This is a genomic window from Streptomyces sp. NBC_01474 (assembly GCF_035918215.1).
Classification (GTDB): domain Bacteria; phylum Actinomycetota; class Actinomycetes; order Streptomycetales; family Streptomycetaceae; genus Streptomyces; species Streptomyces aureus.
Map to the genome: position 1 here is coordinate 8,975,431 of NZ_CP109449.1, position 16,785 is coordinate 8,992,215.

Below are 16,785 nucleotides of genomic sequence, written 5' to 3' on the forward strand. Positions count from 1 at the left end.
GTCGGTGGCTCAGTACAGGACCGAGCATCCTCGCGCCGTGAGTGTCTCGAGCAGCGCCGGGGGCACGTGCAGGTCGTTCCATCTGAGGTCCAGCTTCTCCAGCGCGGGCAGCGAGGCGACCCAGCCGGGGAGCTCGCGCAGCCGATTGGACCGCAGGTCGAGCCGGCGCAGCAGCGGGAGGCCGCGCAGGGATGCGGGTACGTCGGTGAAGGCGTTCTCCCGCAGTTCGAGTTCCCGCAGCTCACGCAGGTGCCGTACGGAATCGGGGAGGGCGGTGAGCCGGTTGCCGCGCAGCCACAGCTCGCGCAGCGCCCCCAGGCCGCCGATCGATTCGGGGAGCCGGGTGAGGGTGGCGTGCTGGGCGCGCAGCTCCACGAGGCCCGTCATCGAGCCGATCGATCCGGGGAGACCGGCGAGCGGATTCTCGCCGACGTTCAGATAGGCCAGCCGCGAGAGCCTGCCGAGCGATTCCGGGAGCGCGGTGAGCTCGTTGTCGTGCAGGTAGAGGAAACGGGTCAGGCCCGTCAGGTCGCCGAGCGTGTCCGGGACCGAGGTGAGACGGTTGTGCCCGAGATCGAGGGTGTGCAGCTGGGAGAGCGATCCGATGCGGTGGGGGATCCGGGTGAGCGCGTTGTCGGGCAGGAGGAGAACCTCGAGGCGGGGGTGGTCCCACACCTCGTCCGGCACGTCGCTCAGACCCGCCCGCCAGTACGAGAGCACCGCCGGCCTCCCCTCGGAGATCTGGACCTCCGCCCACAGACCTAATGGATGCGTGGGACCTTATCATTAGCAGCATGCGCGACATCAGCACCGGCCCGCACGCCACACCACTCGCCCTGGACCTCGCTCTCACCATCCGCCACGACGGGCACGGCGGTGTCGCCGACGACCTCGGGCGGCCCGAAGCGCTGACGGCCTGGGTGCGGGAGCACGCCGAGGCGCTGCCGGACACCGCCGGGTTCGAAGCGGACGCGGCGGCGCTCACCGAGGTGCGCGAGGTGCGGGCCGCCGTCCGCGCACTGTTCGCCCACGCCGTGCGCCCCGGCGACCCGAGCCCGGCGGACGCCCACCGGCTGCTCCCCGTGAGCGAGGCGGTGCGGCGGCTGAACGCGGCGGCGGCGCTCACCCCGACCGTCCCCGTCCTCACCTGGGACGACGGCGCCACCCCCCTCGTACGCCAGGAGGTACGCACCCCGGTGCCCGCTTCCGACCTGCTCACGGCGGCCCTGGCCCGCGCCGCTGTCGGCTTCCTCGCGAGCGACGACCGCGAGCGGCTGCGCGCCTGCCACGCCCCGCGTTGTGTGCGCTACTTCCTCAAGGACCATCCCCGTCAGGAGTGGTGCAAGCCGTCCTGCGGCAACCGTGCCCGGGTCGCCCGGCATCACGAGCGGCACCGCGCGGAGGCCGTAGGAGACTGAACCGGCTGCGGGGGAGAGCCTGTTGAGCGAGATCATCGGCGCGCGCCCGGACCGTCGCCCCTGGCCGGTTGCACACCACTGAGCAGACCGGACCGAGCGGGCGGGAACCCCCGGTGCCCCAGGAACCGCCCGCGCCGGTCCGCCAGGGACTCCGTCGGGGCCGCGGCCCCCGCACCGCGGACCGCCCCGGTGCACGTACCATTGCGGCATGTCCTTCCTCCGCCGACGCAGCTCCGCCACACCCGCGGGTCCTGACTTCGATGTCCTCGCCATGGACCCGGGCGACTGGCCGGGCAATCTCGGCGCGGGCCTGCTGCCCGCCCCCGACGGCAGCTGCCAGGGCGTCTTCCTGCGCTACGACCTGTTCGGCGGCCGCGGCCCCGCGATGATCATCGGGAACCTGCCCGAGGGCTCCTCGGCCCGCGAGACCGCCGAGGGCGAGATTCCCTTCGAGGTCGCCCAGCTCCTCCTCGCACTGGAGAACGACGAGGAGGTCACCGTCGTCGGCACCGAGGACGTCCCGGTGATGCAGGGCGACAACCTCCTCATCGTGCGCCGCCTCAAGCTCTCCGAGAGCCGTATCTCCTGCGTGCAGTTCGACCGCAGTGACAACGTCCTCGTGACCATCGCGGCCTGGGACCGGCCCATCACGGACGACCTCTACGCGCTCCTGAAGCCGCTGCCCCCGGAGCTGTTCCAGGGCTGAGCCACGAAAACCGGCCGGGCCCGGACCTGCCCCCACGGCAGTTCCGGGCCCGGCCGAGTCATGCGCCCTCAGGCGCCCGACGGCAGCACCTGCACGTCGGCGGCCCGCACATACGCCACCCGGTGACCGAACTGGATCTCGTAGTAGACGTCCTTGCCGCGCACCACCCGGTGCGACGTCGTGTCGAACGTCGGCGAGTAGAAGTACTCAGCGGTCGTCCTGCCACCCGCGACGTACCGCTGCCCCGCGAGCAGCTTGTACGGCAGCGGGGAGACCGTCTGCGGGGTGATGTCCGCCGGGTACGCCTCCTTCTCGGGGTAGGCGCGCCCGTACACCGGGACGTCGGTACGGCCGGCCTTCGGGGCGATGACCAGGCCCGCCGCGTTCACGGCCGTGGGGTGCTTCTTCGGGTTCTTGAACCAGGCCTTCTGGCCGAGGTACCAGACCGCCGTCCAGTCGCCCTTGCGCTCCGCGACCGCGTACTGCTGGCCGGTCGACAGGCGTGCGCCCGTGTCGTTCACGTCGGTAGTGGAGTCCTCGCCGCCGGGCCGCAGCCCGATGTCCTTGATCAGCGGCGCGTCCTCGCTGGGCGCGGTGTACACCCGTACGGCGCCGGAGCCGTGCGTGGCGCAGGTCTCGGCCGCCTTGACGCAGCCCGTGTACACGGGCTTGTTCCCGGCGAAGTCGGGGGCCACGGTCACGAGGCCGCCCTTCGGGCCCGCGGTCGCCTTGAACGGCTTGCCCATCAGCGCGAAGTAGTGCGCCCAGTCCCAGTACGGACCCGGGTCCGTGTGCATGCTCTTGATCCCGGCCGTCGTCGTCCCCGGCACGTTGTCATGGCCGAGGATGTGCTGCCGGTCCAGCGGGATGTCGTACTTCTTCGCCAGGTACTTCACCAGGCGCGACGACGCGCGGTACATCTCCTCCGTGTACCAGGAATCCGGCTCGGCGAGGAATCCCTCGTGCTCCAGGCCCAGGGACTTGGCGTTGACGTACCAGTTGCCCGCGTGCCAGCCGACGTCCTTGGCCTTCACGTGCTGGGCGATGTGCCCGTCCGTGGAGCGCAGCGAGTAGTGCCAGGCCAGATACGTCTTGTCCTGGACCAGCTGAAGTGTCGTGTCCCACGTCGCCTCGGTGTCGTGGATGACGATGTAGTCGATGCTCTGGTCGTTCGGCCGGTCGGCGAGGTCGTGGTTGCCGTAGTCGCCGTCCCCGAACTCCTCGTAGGGCGCCGGGATCCACTCGCACGACACGGTCGGCGGGCACTCGGTGCCGCTCTCGTCGGACTTCCGCAGCCCCATGTTCCGCACCTGCGCCGCGTCGGGCTTCAGGCTGCGGTCGGCCGCGAGCTCCACGCGCTGCCCGGCGTCCGTGGTGCGTCGCTCGCCGTCGTGGATCACGGCGAACACGTCGTTCGCGTACGTCGCGGCCGTGGCGGTGTCGTCGGCTCCGGAGAACTTCGCGATCGCTCCGTACCAGTCGGCCGGGTCGGAGCTGAGGGGCTTGCCGAGGGCCTTCTGTGCCGAGGCGAGCAGGGCGGCGCCGCCGCGCACATTGGCCGCGGGGTCGGAGCGCAGCTGTTCGGCGGGGATGCCGCTGAGCTCGGCGGCACGCGTCAACGACTTCAGACGGGCCGGGAGTTGGGAGTTCTGCGGCACCTTCGTCTTAGGGGCGAGCGCCGGCCGTGACGTGTCGCCGCGCGGATCGCCCTCGGCCTCGCTGTGCGCGGCCACACCGGCGAGCGCGGCGCGGGCGTCCGTGAGGTGCATGGGGCCGTAGCCGCCGGTGACGCTGGGCGCACCGCCGTGCGTGTCCCACCGGGACTGGAGGTACGAGACGCCGAGCAGGACGCTCTGGGGCACCCGGTACTCGGCCGCCGCGGTCGCGAACGCGTGCTGGAGCCCCGCGTTCGACGCCTCCTGGGCCTCGCTCGGAGGTGCGGCGCCGAGGAGGGGGAGCAGCAGGGCCGCCGTCGCGAGCGTCCCCGCCGCCCGGGCCGCCTGGTTCGTGCGTCTGCGGGCGGCCGGCGAGCGGTCGCTGGTGGTCGAGGGCAAAGCGGCCTCCTGGGAACGGTCCTGGGACATGTGGACTCGACGGGTGTGCGGGGGCGATCGTGGGTCAGTGGTATCGGCTTGCCGACGATCCGTCAATCATGCTCAGGGCATGGGATTTCCCATGTCAGCGCCCGTTCGGCGGGCTTTCTCCGGGGAGGCCTCACCGCCTGCGGCGCGTCAGTGGAATGGACCAATGACTGTGCGCAAAGAGTGGCGCCGCTGCCTCGGCATGCGGGAGGGCGCCGCGAACTCAGCCGCGTACTCCACCTGATCGGGGGATCGACCGCGCGGGCGTTCCCCGGCGGTCGGCCCGGCCCGGTCAGCGCGGCGACGTGCCCGCGAGGACCCGGTCCATCTGCTCCGGCGAGAGCGCGTGCTCGATCGCCAGGATCGCCGCGTCGACCACGGCAGCGTCGGCTCCGGTGCGGGTCGGTGCGCAGGACATGGGTGGTCAGCGGGTGGGAGCGGCCGTAGCGGCCAACTCCTGGCGGGTGTGCGGAAGACGGTGCGCGGACGCCCCGACGGCAAGCTCCTGGCCACCGCACCCGTCCCGAACACCGGCGACTGGGACACCTACCAGGCCACACCCGCCGTCCCGGTCGACGCGCTGACCGGCAGGGACAAGCTGTCCCTCGTGTTCAAGTCCCCGCAGGACAACGCGTTCGACGTGGATGCCGTGCAGTTCAGCAACCCGTAGCCCCCAGCGGTAAGCGCACACAGGAATCCGCGGTGCGCCGCTGTCCTGGCGCACCGCGGATTCCCGTCCCCTCAGCGAGTGCCGACCGCCGCACGCACGGCCCGGCGGGCCAGCTGGCAGTCGTCGTGCAGCCGCCTCAGCAGCAGCCGCTGTTCCTCGCCGGACGGCGCGGCACCGTGCGGGGCCGTGCTCGATGCCGCCGGGGTCGTGTCGTGCATCGAACGCTGTACGGCCGTCTCGTACGTCCGGATCTCCCGTGTCAGTACGAGCATCAGGTTCACCAGGAACGCGTCCCGCGCCGCGGGCCCGCCGGACTGCGCGAGCTGACTGATCTGGCGCCGCGCCACCGGCGCGTCACCGAGCACCGACCACAGGGTCGCCAGGTCGTACCCCGGCAGATACCAGCCCGCGTGCTCCCAGTCCACGAGCACGGGGCCCGCGGGGGACAGCAGGATGTTCGAGAGCAGCGCGTCCCCGTGACAGAACTGGCCCATGCCCTGGCGGCCCGACGAGTGCGCGATGCCGTGCAGCAGCTTCTGCAGATCGCCCATGTCCCGGTCGGTGAGCAGACCGAGGTCGTGGTAGCGGGAGATCCGGTCCGCGTAGTCGAGCGGCGCGTTGAAGGTGCCGGCCGGCGGACGCCAGAGGTTGAGCCGGCAGAGCGCGCTGAGCGCGGCCCGCACGTCCGCCCGGGGCGGTGCCTCGGCCGGGTGCCGCTGCAGGGCGGCGACCCGGCCGGGCATCCGCTCGATCACCAGCGTGCAGTTGTCGGGGTCCGCGGCGATGAGCCGCGGCACCCGGACCGGTGGCCGGTGCCGGACGAACGAGCGGTATGCCGCTATCTCATGGCGGATCCGCTCGGCCCAGACGGGGGAGTGGTCCACTAAACACTTGGCGACGGCGGTGCTGCGCCCTGTGGTGCCGACGAGCAGCACGGACCGTCCACTGCGGCGCAGTACCTGCACCGGATTGAACTCCGGGCAGATCCGGTGCACCGAGGCGATCGCCGTGCGCAGCTGCGCGCCCTGGGGGCCGGACAAGTCGAGTCTCCCGCTGAGCGGTTGGGTGCCGAGCCCCGGGAGGCGCCTTGTCCGACCGGAGCCGAGCGCTGCGGTCGCAGGTCGCGCGGGGTCGAGGTAGGGGCCGCCGCCCGCCGGTGGGGCCTCCCCGGCGCGGCCGTTGCCGCGAGCCGGGGGCCGGGCGTAGAGCGGCCGGGGCGGGGCGGACACGGAGGACGATGCTGCGTACATGGGCGAACAGATCCCTTCGTGTGCCTGCGAGTTGCCTGCGCCACCCGCCCCGGGAACCGTGGTGCACCCTGGGGAGTGAGCCGCGGCAACCGGGTCGGGGTGGCGCATTCCTACCTGACACCCGGTGCCCACTGGCACACCATCTGGCGCACCCTGGCGAACCCTGGCGAATAGTCGCTCAGCAACTGACAGAGGGTTACTGTCAACTCAGCCGAGAACCTGGGGGCTTGACGTGAACGGACAACCCAACACCCGCCTGAACGACCTGTTCGGCCTCGCCGGCTGGTCCAAGGGGGAGCTCGCGAGGCTGGTCAACCGGCAGGCGGCGGCCATGGGCCACCCCCAGCTGGCGACCGACACCTCACGGGTGCGGCGTTGGATCGACATGGGAGAGATCCCGCGCGATCCGGTGCCACGGGTGCTGGCGGCGCTGTTCACCGAGCGACTCGGCCGTGTCGTGACCATCGAGGATCTCGGTCTGGTCCGGCACGGGCGCACGGGGAAACGGCGTGACGCCGGGGCGGTGGAACACCCCGACGGAATGCCGTGGGCGCCCGAGCGGACTGCTGCGGTCCTCACCGAATTCACGGGAATGGACCTCATGCTCAACCGACGCGGCTTGGTGGGCGCGGGTGCCGCGCTCACCGCAGGATCTGTACTCAATGGCGCCATGCACGACTGGCTGCACACCGATCCGGCCCTCGCGGCCGACGCCCCACGTTTCGAAGACCCCCTGCACGCCGACCCCGCTGGGTACGACCGCTACGAGGCCGCCCCCATCGGGTCGCAGGAGATCGAGGAACTGGAGCGCTCCGTCGAGGTGTTCCGGGCCTGGGACGCGGCCCGCGGTGGCGGTCTGCAACGCAAGGCGGTGGTGGGCCAGCTCAACGAAGTGGGCGGCATGCTCAGCTACCGCCACCCCGACCATCTCCATCGGCGTCTGTGGGGCGTCGCCGCCAACCTGGCCGTCCTCGCGGGCTGGATGTCCCACGACGTCGGCCTCGAACCCACGGCCCAGAAGTACTTCGTCATCGCCGCGCACGCGGCGCGGGAGGGCGGCGACCGGCCGCGCGCCGGGGAGGCCCTGTCCAGGGCGGCCCGTCAGATGGTGCACCTCGGCCGGCCCGACGACGCCCTCGACCTCATGAAGCTCGCCAAGTCCGGATCCGGCGACGAGACCCTGCCGCGTACCCGCGCCATGCTCTACACCATCGAGGCCTGGGCACAGGCGTCGATGGGCAAGGGCCAGGCCATGCGGCGCACCCTCGGTGAGGCGGAGGACCTCTTCGTCTCCGACAAGGGCGACGTGCCGCCGCCCAGCTGGATGCAGATGTTCGACGAGGCGGACCTGCACGGGATGCAGGCCCTGGCCTATCGCACCCTCGCCGACCACGAGCCGGCCGCGGCGAACACCGCGCAGCGCCACGCCAAGGAAGCCCTCGAACTGCGGGCGAACGGGCGGCAGCGGTCGCAGATCTTCGACTACATCTCGCTCGCGTCGGCCCTGTTCATCGCCGACGACCCGGAGCAGGCTGACCGGTACGCGCGCCTGGCGCTGGTGTCGATGGGGGCCAACTCCTCCCATCGCACCTGGGACCGGCTCCGCGAGATGTACCGGCTCACCGGGCAGTACGCGAGCTACCCGAAGATCGTGGACCTCCGTGAGGAGATCAAGCTCGCGCTGCCGAAGGTCCCCGGAAAGTCCACAGGAGGCAAGCGCGCCCAGGCGTGACACTCCACGGCACGCGGTCCGACGTCAACACATGACCGACTTCAACACATGACTGTCCGCGTCAGGAGCCGATCCTGGCGACCAGCACACAGGCCTCGTCCGCGCGCTCGTACGCGGCGAACTCCTCGAAGACCGTCCGCACGCAGTCCTGTGCGGTGGCGGCCTCGGTGAGTCGTGGCGCGAGATCGAGGAGCCTGTTCGCCGCCGCGGCGCCGCTGCGGTGGGGGACCAGGCCGTCGGTGTGCAGCAGCAGCAGATCGCCGGCGCGGAGCGACTCCTCGGCCTGCCCGTACGTGGCACCGGGTGTCGCTCCGAGCAGCACGCCCTCCGGTGGCGTCAGCGCACGCCCCACCCCGTCGCGGAACAGCAGCGGGGCGGGGTGTCCCGCCTGCGCCCAGGTCAGGGTGCGCGACCGGGGATCGTAACGGCAGCAGACCGCGCTGCCCAGGGACGGCTGCACCGAGGTGTCGGTCAGCTGGTTGAGCCAGCCCATCAGCTCGGCGGGGCGGGTCCCCGTGACGGCCATGCCGCGCAGGGCGCCGAGGAGCATCGCCATGCCGGAGGTCACGGTCACGCCGTGTCCGGTCAGGCCGCCCACGCTCAACAAGGTCTGTCCGTCGGGCAGTTCGAGGGCGTCGTACCAGTCGCCGCCGACGAGCTCGCCCGTGGACGACGGCAGATGGCGGGCCGCGAGGTCGAGGTCGTGCGGCGTCCCCTGGGAGAACCGCAGGGAGCCACGCCACGGCGGCAGTACGGCCTCCTGGAGCTCGACCGCGAGCCGGTGTTCCGTCTGCTCGATGTGGCGCCGGCGCTGGAGCGAGTCATGGGTCTCGCGTACGGTCCGCTGGGTGCGGCGCAGCTCGCTGACGTCGCGCAGGACCGCCCACATCGACGCCGTGGAGCCGTCGGCGTCGAGCACGGGCTCGCCCATCATGTGCACCGTCCGGGCGGTGCCGTCGGCGCGCAGGATGCGGAACTCGCCGTCGATCGGCTTCCCCTCGATGAGGCAGTCCGTCACCATTCTGGTCAGCATGGCCTGGTCATCGGTGTGCACGACGGACGGCAGTTCGTCGAGGGTCAGCGGGGGTGCGCCCGGGCTGCGGCCGAGGATCTGGAACAGCTCTCCGGACCAGCTCGCCTCGTCGGTGAGGAGATTCCATTCGGCGCTGCCCACGCGGCTGAGCAGGGAACCGCTCTGCGGCTCGGCCGGCGCGGAGTCGTGTGCTCCGGGGACCGGGGAGTCCACGGCCGGACGCGGTGGTCCGTCACGCAGCTGCGCCAAGTGCTTGTCGAGGTCGCTGAGTTGGTGCACGGCCAGCTCGTAGAGGGCGCGCTGCCAGCGTCGCTCGGGGTCACCGTCGTCCGAGACGGCCTCGCGGCGCACGGCGTCGACGTCACCGAGCAGCCGACGCGTCTGCGTGATCAGCGCGTCGACCGAACCGTGCTCCGGCGGCTGGGCGGCGGGGCGGTCCGCGAAGACATGGGGTGACATGGCGTACTCCGATACAGGCGCGGCACGACCAAGACTGACGGAAGGACCGGTAATGACTGTCGCACAGCCGGACAGGCCCCGTAAGGGGTTTGGCAACACCCGGCGCGGTGATGCTTCTGGCATATACCTAAGTCCTCCCGGGCGCGCCGTTCACACGCGCAGCCACACCGCCGTGTCCCTCGGGAGCCGCCCCTCGTCGTCCAAGGGGCCACTGGCCAGCAGGAGACGCGAATGGGGCGGGAGCGCAGCGGCCGGATCGGCGAAGTTGACGACGCAGACCAGGCCCTCGCCCCGGGCAAGAGCCAGCACGCCAGGGGGGCTAGGGAGCCAGCGCATCGGCCCGTCGCCGAAGCCCGGCTCCGAGCGGCGCAGGCGCAACGCCTCGCGGTAGAGCGAGAGCATCGAGCCAGGATCGGCGTCCTGGCGCGCGGCGGCGTACGTCCCCCAGCCCGCCGGCTGTGGCAGCCAGGGCTCCCCGGCCGACCCGAAGCCGTACGAAGATCCGTCCCGCGTCCAGGGCAGGGGCACCCGGCAGCCGTCGCGGCCCGGGTCGGTGCCGCCGGAGCGGAAGTGCATCGGGTCCTCGATGCGGCCGGGCGGTACCTCCGCCTCGGGCAGGCCCAGCTCCTCTCCCTGATAGAGGTAGACGGCGCCCGGCAGAGCCAGCGACAGCAGCGCCGCCGCGCGCGCCCTGCGGGTGCCGAGGGCCAGGTCCGTGGGCGTGCCGAAGCGCTTCGACGCGAACGCGAACGTCGTGTCCGTCCGGCCGTACCGGGTCACCGTCCGCGTCACGTCGTGGTTGCACAGGACCCAGGTCGCGGGAGCCCCCACCGGCGCGTGGTGGGCCAGAGTCATGTCGATGGAGTCACGCAGCTCCGCCGCGTCCCACGGGCGGGACAGGAAGTCGAAGTTGAAGGCCGTGTGCAGCTCGTCGGGGCGCAGATAGCGGGAGAAGCGCTCGGGGTCGGGGACCCACAGCTCACCGATGAGCACGCCGTCGTACTCGTCGGCGACGGCCCGCCAGGAGCGGTAGACCGTGTGCAGCTCGTCCCGGTCGACATAGCCGCTCGTGTCGTCCGCGGCGGCGTCGGCGAGCGCCGGGTCCTTGGCGAGCAGTGCCGCCGAGTCGACGCGTACGCCCGACGCGCCCCGCTGGAACCAGAACCGCAGCACTTCCTCGTGCTCGTGGCGCACGGCGGGATGCGCCCAGTTGAGGTCGGGCTGCTCCGGCGTGAAGAGATGCAGGTACCACTCGCCGTCGGGGACGCGGGTCCAGGTCTCGCCGGCGAACTGGGACGGCCAGTTGTTGGGCGGCAGTTCGCCGTGCGCGCCCCGGCCGGGCCGGAAATGGAACAGCTCGCGCTCGGGACTGCCGGGGCCCGCCGCGAGCGCGGCCCTGAACCAGGCGTGCCGGTCGGAGACATGGTTGGGCACGACGTCGACGATGACGCGGATGCCGAGGTCGCGAGCTTCCTCGATGAGTTTCTCCGCCTCGGCGAGCGTGCCGAAGGACGGGTCGATCGCCCGGTAGTCGGCCACGTCGTAACCGCCGTCCGCCATCGGGGAGCGGTACCAGGGGGTGAACCAGATCGCGTCGATCCCCAGCCGGGCCAGGTGCGGCAGCCGGGCTCTGACCCCCGCGAGATCGCCCGTGCCGTCGCCGTCGCCGTCGGCGAAGCTGCGTACGTACACCTGGTAGATGGCGGCGGAACGCCACCAGTCTGCGGTGTCTGAGGAATGGGGGGCTGCCACGTAGAGGTCCTTTCGGGCAGGAGGGCGTGCCGGGGCGCGCCGTCACTGAGGCGGCGTACGGGGGAGGGGCGGCGGGAGTCAGCCCTTGAGGCCGCCCGCGGTGAGACCGCTCATGATGTTGCGCTGGAACAGCAGGAACAGGATCAGGGTCGGCAGTGACGCGATGGTGAGGGCGGCGATCAGCCAGTTCTCCGGGACGCCGCTCGCCAGCGAGTAGATGCCGACGTTCAGGGTCTGCTTGCCGGGGTCGGGCAGCGTCAGCATCGGCCAGAGGAAGTCCTTCCACACGCCGACGACCGCGAAGATGGAGACGACGCCCAGGATGGGCCGCGAGATGGGCAGTACCACGGACCGCAGGGTCCGCAGCGCGGACGCCCCGTCGATGGACGCGGCGTCCAGCAGCTCCTGCGGGATCGAGTCGAAGAACCGCTTGAGCAGGAAGATGTTGAAGGCGTTGGTGACGGACGGCAGCCAGATCACCCAGGGGCTGTTGAGCAGGTTGCGTTCGAAGAGCGGCACGTCGAGGACGGTCAGGTACTGCGGCACGACCAGGACCGTCGCCGGGATCATCAGCGTCGCCAGCATCATCCCGAGGATGACGTTGCCGAACAGGGGACGCAGCTTGGACAGCGAGTAGGCCGCGGCGACGTCGAGGACGAGCTGGAAGGCGAGCGCGCCGAACGCGTAGTACAGCGTGTTTCCGAGCAGCTTCGCCAAGTCCATCACCCGCCACGCGTCCCCGTAGTTGCCGGGGTGCACGCTGGTCGGTACGAGCGTCGGCGGGGCCTTGACGAACTCCTGCGTGGTCTTGAGGCCGCCGCTGACCATCCAGTACATCGGCCCCAGGAAGACCAGGGTGAAGAGGACCATCACCAGGGCGAAGACGCACCAGTAGACGACCTTGCCGCGCCGCCTGCCGAGCTGGGCCGGCGAGATCAGGGTCCGGGGGCGCATCGTGTCGGTAGCCATGTGAACTCCCGTGCCGGTCAGTCTTCTTGGGTGCGGCTGAGGCGTACGTACACCGCGGAGAACCCCGCGAGCAGGACCAGCAGGACCAGGCCGAGGGCCGCCGCGCCGCCGTAGTTGTTGAAGTTGAAGGCGTACTGGTAGATGAGGTAGACGACGGTCATGGTCGAGCCCTCGGGGCCCGCGCCGTTGGTGAGCAGGAACGGCTCGGTGAAGACCTGCATCGTGGCGATGATCTGCATGAGGAACATCAGCGAGAGGATCAGCCTCGTCTGAGGGATCGTCACATGCCAGATCTTGCGCCACAGTCCGGCGCCGTCCAGCTCCGCGGCCTCGTACAGCTCGCCGGGGATGCCCTGGAGCGCGGCGAGATAGATCAGGGTCGCGCCGCCCATGTTCATCCAGGTCGCCGCGATGACCACGGAGATCATCGCCGTACTCGTGGACTGCAGCCACTGCTGGTCAGGTATCCCGAAGATGCCGAGGATCCGGTTGAACAGCCCGTAGCCGGGGTCGTAGAAGTACTTGAACAGCAGGACCGAGGCGACCGGCGGAAGCATCACCGGCAAGTAGACGAGCATCCTCAAGTAGCCCTGGCCGTGCCGGAATTCATTGAGCAGGACCGCCACGAGGAACGGCACCGCGAAGCCCAGCACGAGCGCGAGCCCCGTGAACAGGAGGGTGTTGCGCCAGGCCTGCCAGAACGCCGGGTCGTTGAAGACGTAGGAGAGGTTGGACCAGCCGGCCCAGGTGGTCCTGCCGTCCTTGTTCTTCTGGAAGGCCAGGAAGAACTCCCTGACCATCGGGTACCAGGAGAAGAAGGAGAAGCAGAGCACCGCACCGATCAGGAAGCCGTGGGCGGAGAGATTGCGCTGCACCGCTCGCGCCAACGAGCCGCGCCGCACCGGGAGTTGGTGCAGCGCACGTGCGGGCGCCGGCGAGCTCTTGGACACGGTGGGGGCCGACATGGTCGCTCCTCGGGATGCCGGTGCCGTGGGTTACTGGTTGGCCAGCACCTGGTTGACCTGCTGCTCCGCGGTGGCGAGCAGCTTGTCGATGTCGGCGTTGCGGTTGGTGAGGACGCCCGACATCACGTTGTCGAGGACCTTGTAGACCTCCTGCGCCTTCGGCGGCTCCGCCTTGCCGGGCACAGTGTTAGCCAGGAACGGCTTGAAGTTCTCGACGGGCATCGTCGCGTTCTCCGTACGGGACGCGAGGTCCTTGGCCTTGGTGTCACCGGTGAAGAAGTTCGGCTGCGGCAGGCCGACGGGGAGCTTGTCCGCCTTGGTGCGGTCCCACTGGAACTGGCCCTTGCCCGGGGTGAGGGTCTTGAAGTTCAGCCAGGCGACGGCCGCCTTGATCTTGTCGGGCGACGAGCCTTTCTTGATCATGTAGTCGTTGCCGCCGAAGAGCGTCGTCTTGCCGCCGGGGATGGGCCCCATGCCGAAGTTCTCGTAGTCGGCGCCCAGTTGCTGGACCATGTACGTGATGTCGTCGGGCGCGGCGAGGAACATGCCGAGCTTGTCGGAGGCGATCTGCTTCTGGAGGTCGCCCCACTTCAGCAGCTGCGTCTTGCCCATGCTGTCGTCCTTCCAGCGCATGTCGTGCAGCTGCTGGGCGACCTGCTTGCCGGTGGCGTCGTTGAACGCGGCCTTCTTGCCGTCGGCGGAGACGACGTCGGCGCCGAGGCCGTACATCGCCGCGGTGAAGTGCCAGCCGCCGGTGTTCTCCGCGCTGTACTCGCCGTAACCGGAGATGCCGTTGCCGAGACCGGCGATCTTCTTGGCGGCGGTGCGGACCTCTTCCCAGGTCGTCGGCGGCTTGTCCGGGTCGAGTCCGGCCCGTTCGAAGAGCTTGCGGTTGATCAGCAGGCCCATCGTGTAGTTGCTGGTGGGCAGGCCGTAGAGCTTGCCGTCCTTCTTGAGGACGCCGAGGACGTTCCCGTCGATGGAGTCCAGCGCCGGCACGGTCTTGGGCGTCACGTAGGCGGTGATGTCCGCGGCGCCGTCGTTGTCGAGCACCTGCTGGAGATCGGTGAAGTACGTGTAGAAGACGTCCGGTTGGGACTTCGCCTTGAGCTGAGCGGTGAAGCGGGCGGGCTCCTCGCACTGGCCCGGCGTCGACTTCCCGCTGATCGTGACGTTCGGGTACTTCTTGTTGAACTCCTTGACGTCCTCCTTCCACTCCCTGAGCTCTGCCGCCTTCGCCGCCGGCGGCATGCAGTCGATGGTGAGCGTGACCTTGGTCTTCGGATCCAGGGGAGCCGATATGTCGGCCTTCGAGCCGCCGCCCGCCCCGCTGTTGTCGTCGCTGCTGCTGGTGCCGCAGGCGGCGAGGGAGGTCAGGGTGAGCACGGCGGCGACCGCGGCCGCGGAGCTACGGCGAGTAGGGCGGAACCAGGAGCTTCTCATCGGTGGTCCCCTTCGGGCATGAGCATGGAAGGCCCACGGCTGACGACAGCCGCAGGAAGGCCTACGGCTACCGCGCAGCCGGGGCGCGGCACACTCAACCACCGCAAACAGGTGCTCGCAAGATGTCGTGCAGACTCCGCAAAAAATTGACTACACCTCGGTTGTGCCGGACGGAGCCTGCGCCGTAGAGCCGCGTACCACCAGTTCGGGCTCGAACAGCAGCTCACCGGGCGTCACCGAGCCGCCCTGGATCTGGGTGACGAGCAGCTCGACGGCGGCCCGGCCCATCGCCTCGATCGGCTGGCGCATGGTGGTGAGGGGCGGCTCCGTGCAATTCATGAACGCCGAGTCGTCGTACCCGACCACCGAGATGTCGTCCGGCACCCGCAGACCCTCGCGCCGCGCGGCCCGCACCGCGCCGAGCGCCAGCGGGTCGCTCGCGCAGATGATGCCCGTGATGCCGCGCCGCATGAGGCGCGCCGCCGCCGCTTGGCCGCCCTCCAGCGAGAACATGGCCCGCTCGACCGCGTCCTCGGGCAGCGTCCCGCCGGCTGCCCGCACCACGCCCCGCGCGGCGGCGAGTTTGCGCATCGACGGCACATGGTCGTCCGGGCCGAGCACGAGCCCGATGCGCTCGTGCCCCAGCAGGGACAGATGCCGCCACGCCTGCTCGACCGCGACGGCGTCGTCGCACGCGACGCAGGGGAAACCGAGGTCCTCGATCGCCGCGTTCACGAGGACGACGGGCACCTTGCGCTCCGAGAGCAGCCGGTAGTGCTCGTGCCGGGCGTCCGCCTGGGCGAACTGGCCGCCCGCGAAGACCACGCCGGACACCTGCTGCTGGAGCAGCAGTTCCACGTAGTCCGCCTCGGAGACGCCGCCGTTGGTCTGGGTGCACAGGACGGGGGTGAGGCCCTGCTGGGCGAGCGCACCGCCGATCACGTCCGCGAACGCGGGAAAGATCGGGTTCTGCAGCTCCGGCAGGACGAGCCCGACCAGGCGCGCGCGCTCGCCGCGCAGTTGGGTCGGCCGCTCGTAGCCCAGGACGTCCAGGGCCGTGAGCACGGCCTGCCGGGTGGCCTCCGAGACGCCGGGCTTGTTGTTGAGCACCCGGCTGACCGTCGCCTCACTGACGCCGACCTTCTGTGCCACCTGAGCAAGTCTCCGTGTCATGGAACGCAAGATTAGCGCAAGACTTGCAGTCTGCTTGCGTAAGTTCGGTGAATGGATGCCCAGGGCGCGGAGACGGGCGCCCTGGGCCCGGGGCCCATCCGTTGAGGGGGCGGTCGGGCTACTTGCGGGTCCTGACGTCAGCGCACGTCGCCCGTGGCCGGATCGACGACCTTCTCCACGAGGAGTTCCAGGACGCGGCGGTCCTCGTCGGCCGTGGCGCGCGCGGCCGGGCCGCCCGGGTAGGTGTCGAACAGCACGTGCGTGGCACCGAGTTCGGCCAGCGCGTGCAGGTCTGCGCGGACCTGGTCGACGCTGCCGTGGCCGAGCGGGCGGTCATCGGTGTCGGGCCGCTCCCCGAGCGCGATCTGCAGCCGGGGCACGAGCTCCGGTACGGGCCGGCCGGCCTTCTCGGCCTCGGCGGCCACGACCGGCAGCTTCGCGCGCAGGCCCTGAAGGGTCGGCATGAAGGGGTGCCATCCCTCGCCCAGGCGCGCGGCCCTGCGCAGCGCGGCCGGCGAGTCGCCGCCGACCCAGACCGGCAACTGCGCGGCGGCGGGGGCGGGGGCCGTGCGGATGCCCTCGTACGAGACGTAGCGCCCCTCGAAGGTGCACGGGTCCTGCGCCCAGGCGGCGCGGATCGCGGCCAGGTACTCGTCGGTGATGGCGCCGCGCTCCTCGAACGGGACCCCCAGCGCGCGGTACTCGGCGGCCGACCAGCCGACGCCCGCGCCGAGGATGAACCCGGCGTCGTTGAGCTGGTCGATGTTGGCCGCGAGTCGCGCCGTCTGGAGCGGGTGCCGGTACGGGATGACGGTGATGGTCGTGCCGAGCCGAAGCCCCGGGACCCGTCCCGCGAGATGCGCGGCCAGGACGAACTGGTCGTAGAACGGGGCGGGGTACACCTCGTGCACGTCGGGGGTGACGGCTATGTGGTCGGAGATCATCGCGAATGTGAAGCCCAGCGCGCGGGCGTCCGTCGCCTGGCGCTCAAGGGTTCGCGGGGTCGTGTCGGAGCCGAAGTTGAGAAGGTTCACGCCGAATCGCATGATCCTCAGTCTTGATGATCATGGGCGGGCTTGTCGAACCGGCGTCGCCGAAGCGGGGGTGGGGCGATCCGGCCACACCCCCGGCGCG

At 70.7% G+C, this 16,785-nt stretch carries 15 protein-coding genes; 4 read left to right on the forward strand and 11 right to left on the reverse strand.

Annotation, left to right across the window (positions count from 1 at the left end):
• Nucleotides 1-9: 9 nt before the first annotated feature.
• Nucleotides 10-720: a leucine-rich repeat domain-containing protein gene (locus OG758_RS41005; protein WP_326714518.1), complete on the reverse strand. Its 711-nt coding sequence runs from the start codon at nucleotides 718-720 to the stop codon at nucleotides 10-12.
• A 74-nt stretch (nucleotides 721-794) separates the two neighbouring features.
• On the opposite strand from OG758_RS41005, the gene OG758_RS41010 reads away from it, so the two are divergent.
• Together OG758_RS41010 and OG758_RS41015 are read left to right on the forward strand one after the other, a co-directional pair.
• Nucleotides 795-1,418, forward strand: coding sequence for a CGNR zinc finger domain-containing protein (locus OG758_RS41010; protein WP_326714519.1), 624 nt, complete (start codon nucleotides 795-797; stop codon nucleotides 1,416-1,418).
• A 208-nt stretch (nucleotides 1,419-1,626) separates the two neighbouring features.
• On the forward strand, nucleotides 1,627-2,124 hold the full coding sequence (locus OG758_RS41015; protein ID WP_266568310.1) for a hypothetical protein: 498 nt from the start codon (nucleotides 1,627-1,629) through the stop codon (nucleotides 2,122-2,124).
• Between the two features lie 68 nt (nucleotides 2,125-2,192).
• Here OG758_RS41015 and OG758_RS41020 read toward each other — a convergent pair whose 3' ends face one another.
• Together OG758_RS41020 and OG758_RS41025 are read right to left on the reverse strand one after the other, a co-directional pair.
• Nucleotides 2,193-4,178, reverse strand: coding sequence for an N-acetylmuramoyl-L-alanine amidase (locus tag OG758_RS41020; protein ID WP_442810381.1), 1,986 nt, complete (start codon nucleotides 4,176-4,178; stop codon nucleotides 2,193-2,195).
• A 319-nt stretch (nucleotides 4,179-4,497) separates the two neighbouring features.
• On the reverse strand, nucleotides 4,498-4,623 hold the full coding sequence (locus tag OG758_RS41025) for a hypothetical protein (RefSeq protein WP_326714520.1): 126 nt from the start codon (nucleotides 4,621-4,623) through the stop codon (nucleotides 4,498-4,500).
• A 60-nt stretch (nucleotides 4,624-4,683) separates the two neighbouring features.
• Between OG758_RS41025 and OG758_RS41030 the strand changes: the two genes are divergently transcribed.
• Nucleotides 4,684-4,875, forward strand: a complete 192-nt coding sequence (locus OG758_RS41030) for a carbohydrate-binding protein (RefSeq protein ID WP_326714521.1) — start codon at nucleotides 4,684-4,686, stop codon at nucleotides 4,873-4,875.
• Nucleotides 4,876-4,946: 71 nt separating this feature from the next.
• Here OG758_RS41030 and OG758_RS41035 read toward each other — a convergent pair whose 3' ends face one another.
• Complete coding sequence (locus OG758_RS41035) at nucleotides 4,947-6,125, reverse strand: aminoglycoside phosphotransferase family protein (RefSeq protein WP_326714522.1); 1,179 nt, start codon at nucleotides 6,123-6,125, stop codon at nucleotides 4,947-4,949.
• A 232-nt stretch (nucleotides 6,126-6,357) separates the two neighbouring features.
• On the opposite strand from OG758_RS41035, the gene OG758_RS41040 reads away from it, so the two are divergent.
• Nucleotides 6,358-7,857, forward strand: a complete 1,500-nt coding sequence (locus tag OG758_RS41040; RefSeq protein WP_326714523.1) for a DNA-binding protein NsdB — start codon at nucleotides 6,358-6,360, stop codon at nucleotides 7,855-7,857.
• Nucleotides 7,858-7,918: 61 nt separating this feature from the next.
• Here OG758_RS41040 and OG758_RS41045 read toward each other — a convergent pair whose 3' ends face one another.
• The 7 genes from OG758_RS41045 to OG758_RS41075 form a co-directional block, all read right to left on the reverse strand.
• Nucleotides 7,919-9,349: a PP2C family protein-serine/threonine phosphatase gene (locus OG758_RS41045; protein ID WP_326714524.1), complete on the reverse strand. Its 1,431-nt coding sequence runs from the start codon at nucleotides 9,347-9,349 to the stop codon at nucleotides 7,919-7,921.
• Between the two features lie 150 nt (nucleotides 9,350-9,499).
• Nucleotides 9,500-11,101, reverse strand: coding sequence for a glycoside hydrolase family 13 protein (locus OG758_RS41050; RefSeq protein ID WP_326714525.1), 1,602 nt, complete (start codon nucleotides 11,099-11,101; stop codon nucleotides 9,500-9,502).
• A 78-nt stretch (nucleotides 11,102-11,179) separates the two neighbouring features.
• The gene (locus OG758_RS41055) at nucleotides 11,180-12,055 is read right to left on the reverse strand and encodes a carbohydrate ABC transporter permease (protein ID WP_326716197.1); all 876 of its coding nucleotides are present in this window, start codon (nucleotides 12,053-12,055) and stop codon (nucleotides 11,180-11,182) included.
• A gap of 32 nt (nucleotides 12,056-12,087) precedes the next feature.
• On the reverse strand, nucleotides 12,088-13,035 hold the full coding sequence (locus OG758_RS41060) for a carbohydrate ABC transporter permease (protein ID WP_326714526.1): 948 nt from the start codon (nucleotides 13,033-13,035) through the stop codon (nucleotides 12,088-12,090).
• Between the two features lie 30 nt (nucleotides 13,036-13,065).
• A complete protein-coding gene (locus OG758_RS41065) occupies nucleotides 13,066-14,478 on the reverse strand; it encodes an extracellular solute-binding protein (RefSeq protein WP_326714527.1) in 1,413 nt (470 codons plus the stop codon).
• Between the two features lie 150 nt (nucleotides 14,479-14,628).
• A complete protein-coding gene (locus OG758_RS41070; protein ID WP_326714528.1) occupies nucleotides 14,629-15,651 on the reverse strand; it encodes a LacI family DNA-binding transcriptional regulator in 1,023 nt (340 codons plus the stop codon).
• A 137-nt stretch (nucleotides 15,652-15,788) separates the two neighbouring features.
• Entirely contained in the window at nucleotides 15,789-16,697 is a 909-nt protein-coding gene (locus tag OG758_RS41075) for a TIGR03619 family F420-dependent LLM class oxidoreductase (RefSeq protein WP_326714529.1), read from the reverse strand.
• Nucleotides 16,698-16,785 lie beyond the last annotated feature (88 nt).

What these genes read in the sequence shown, in the direction of transcription:
- OG758_RS41065 (WP_326714527.1), bottom strand. Translation starts at nt 14,478, where the DNA reads ATGAGAAGCTCCTGGTTCCGCCCTACTCGCCGTAGCTCCGCGGCCGCG.
- OG758_RS41035 (WP_326714522.1), bottom strand. Translation starts at nt 6,125, where the DNA reads ATGTACGCAGCATCGTCCTCCGTGTCCGCCCCGCCCCGGCCGCTCTAC.
- OG758_RS41010 (WP_326714519.1), top strand. Translation starts at nt 795, where the DNA reads ATGCGCGACATCAGCACCGGCCCGCACGCCACACCACTCGCCCTGGAC.
- OG758_RS41060 (WP_326714526.1), bottom strand. Translation starts at nt 13,035, where the DNA reads ATGTCGGCCCCCACCGTGTCCAAGAGCTCGCCGGCGCCCGCACGTGCG.
- OG758_RS41025 (WP_326714520.1), bottom strand. Translation starts at nt 4,623, where the DNA reads ATGTCCTGCGCACCGACCCGCACCGGAGCCGACGCTGCCGTGGTCGAC.
- OG758_RS41075 (WP_326714529.1), bottom strand. Translation starts at nt 16,697, where the DNA reads ATGCGATTCGGCGTGAACCTTCTCAACTTCGGCTCCGACACGACCCCG.
- OG758_RS41070 (WP_326714528.1), bottom strand. Translation starts at nt 15,651, where the DNA reads ATGACACGGAGACTTGCTCAGGTGGCACAGAAGGTCGGCGTCAGTGAG.
- OG758_RS41015 (WP_266568310.1), top strand. Translation starts at nt 1,627, where the DNA reads ATGTCCTTCCTCCGCCGACGCAGCTCCGCCACACCCGCGGGTCCTGAC.
- OG758_RS41055 (WP_326716197.1), bottom strand. Translation starts at nt 12,055, where the DNA reads ATGCGCCCCCGGACCCTGATCTCGCCGGCCCAGCTCGGCAGGCGGCGC.
- OG758_RS41045 (WP_326714524.1), bottom strand. Translation starts at nt 9,349, where the DNA reads ATGTCACCCCATGTCTTCGCGGACCGCCCCGCCGCCCAGCCGCCGGAG.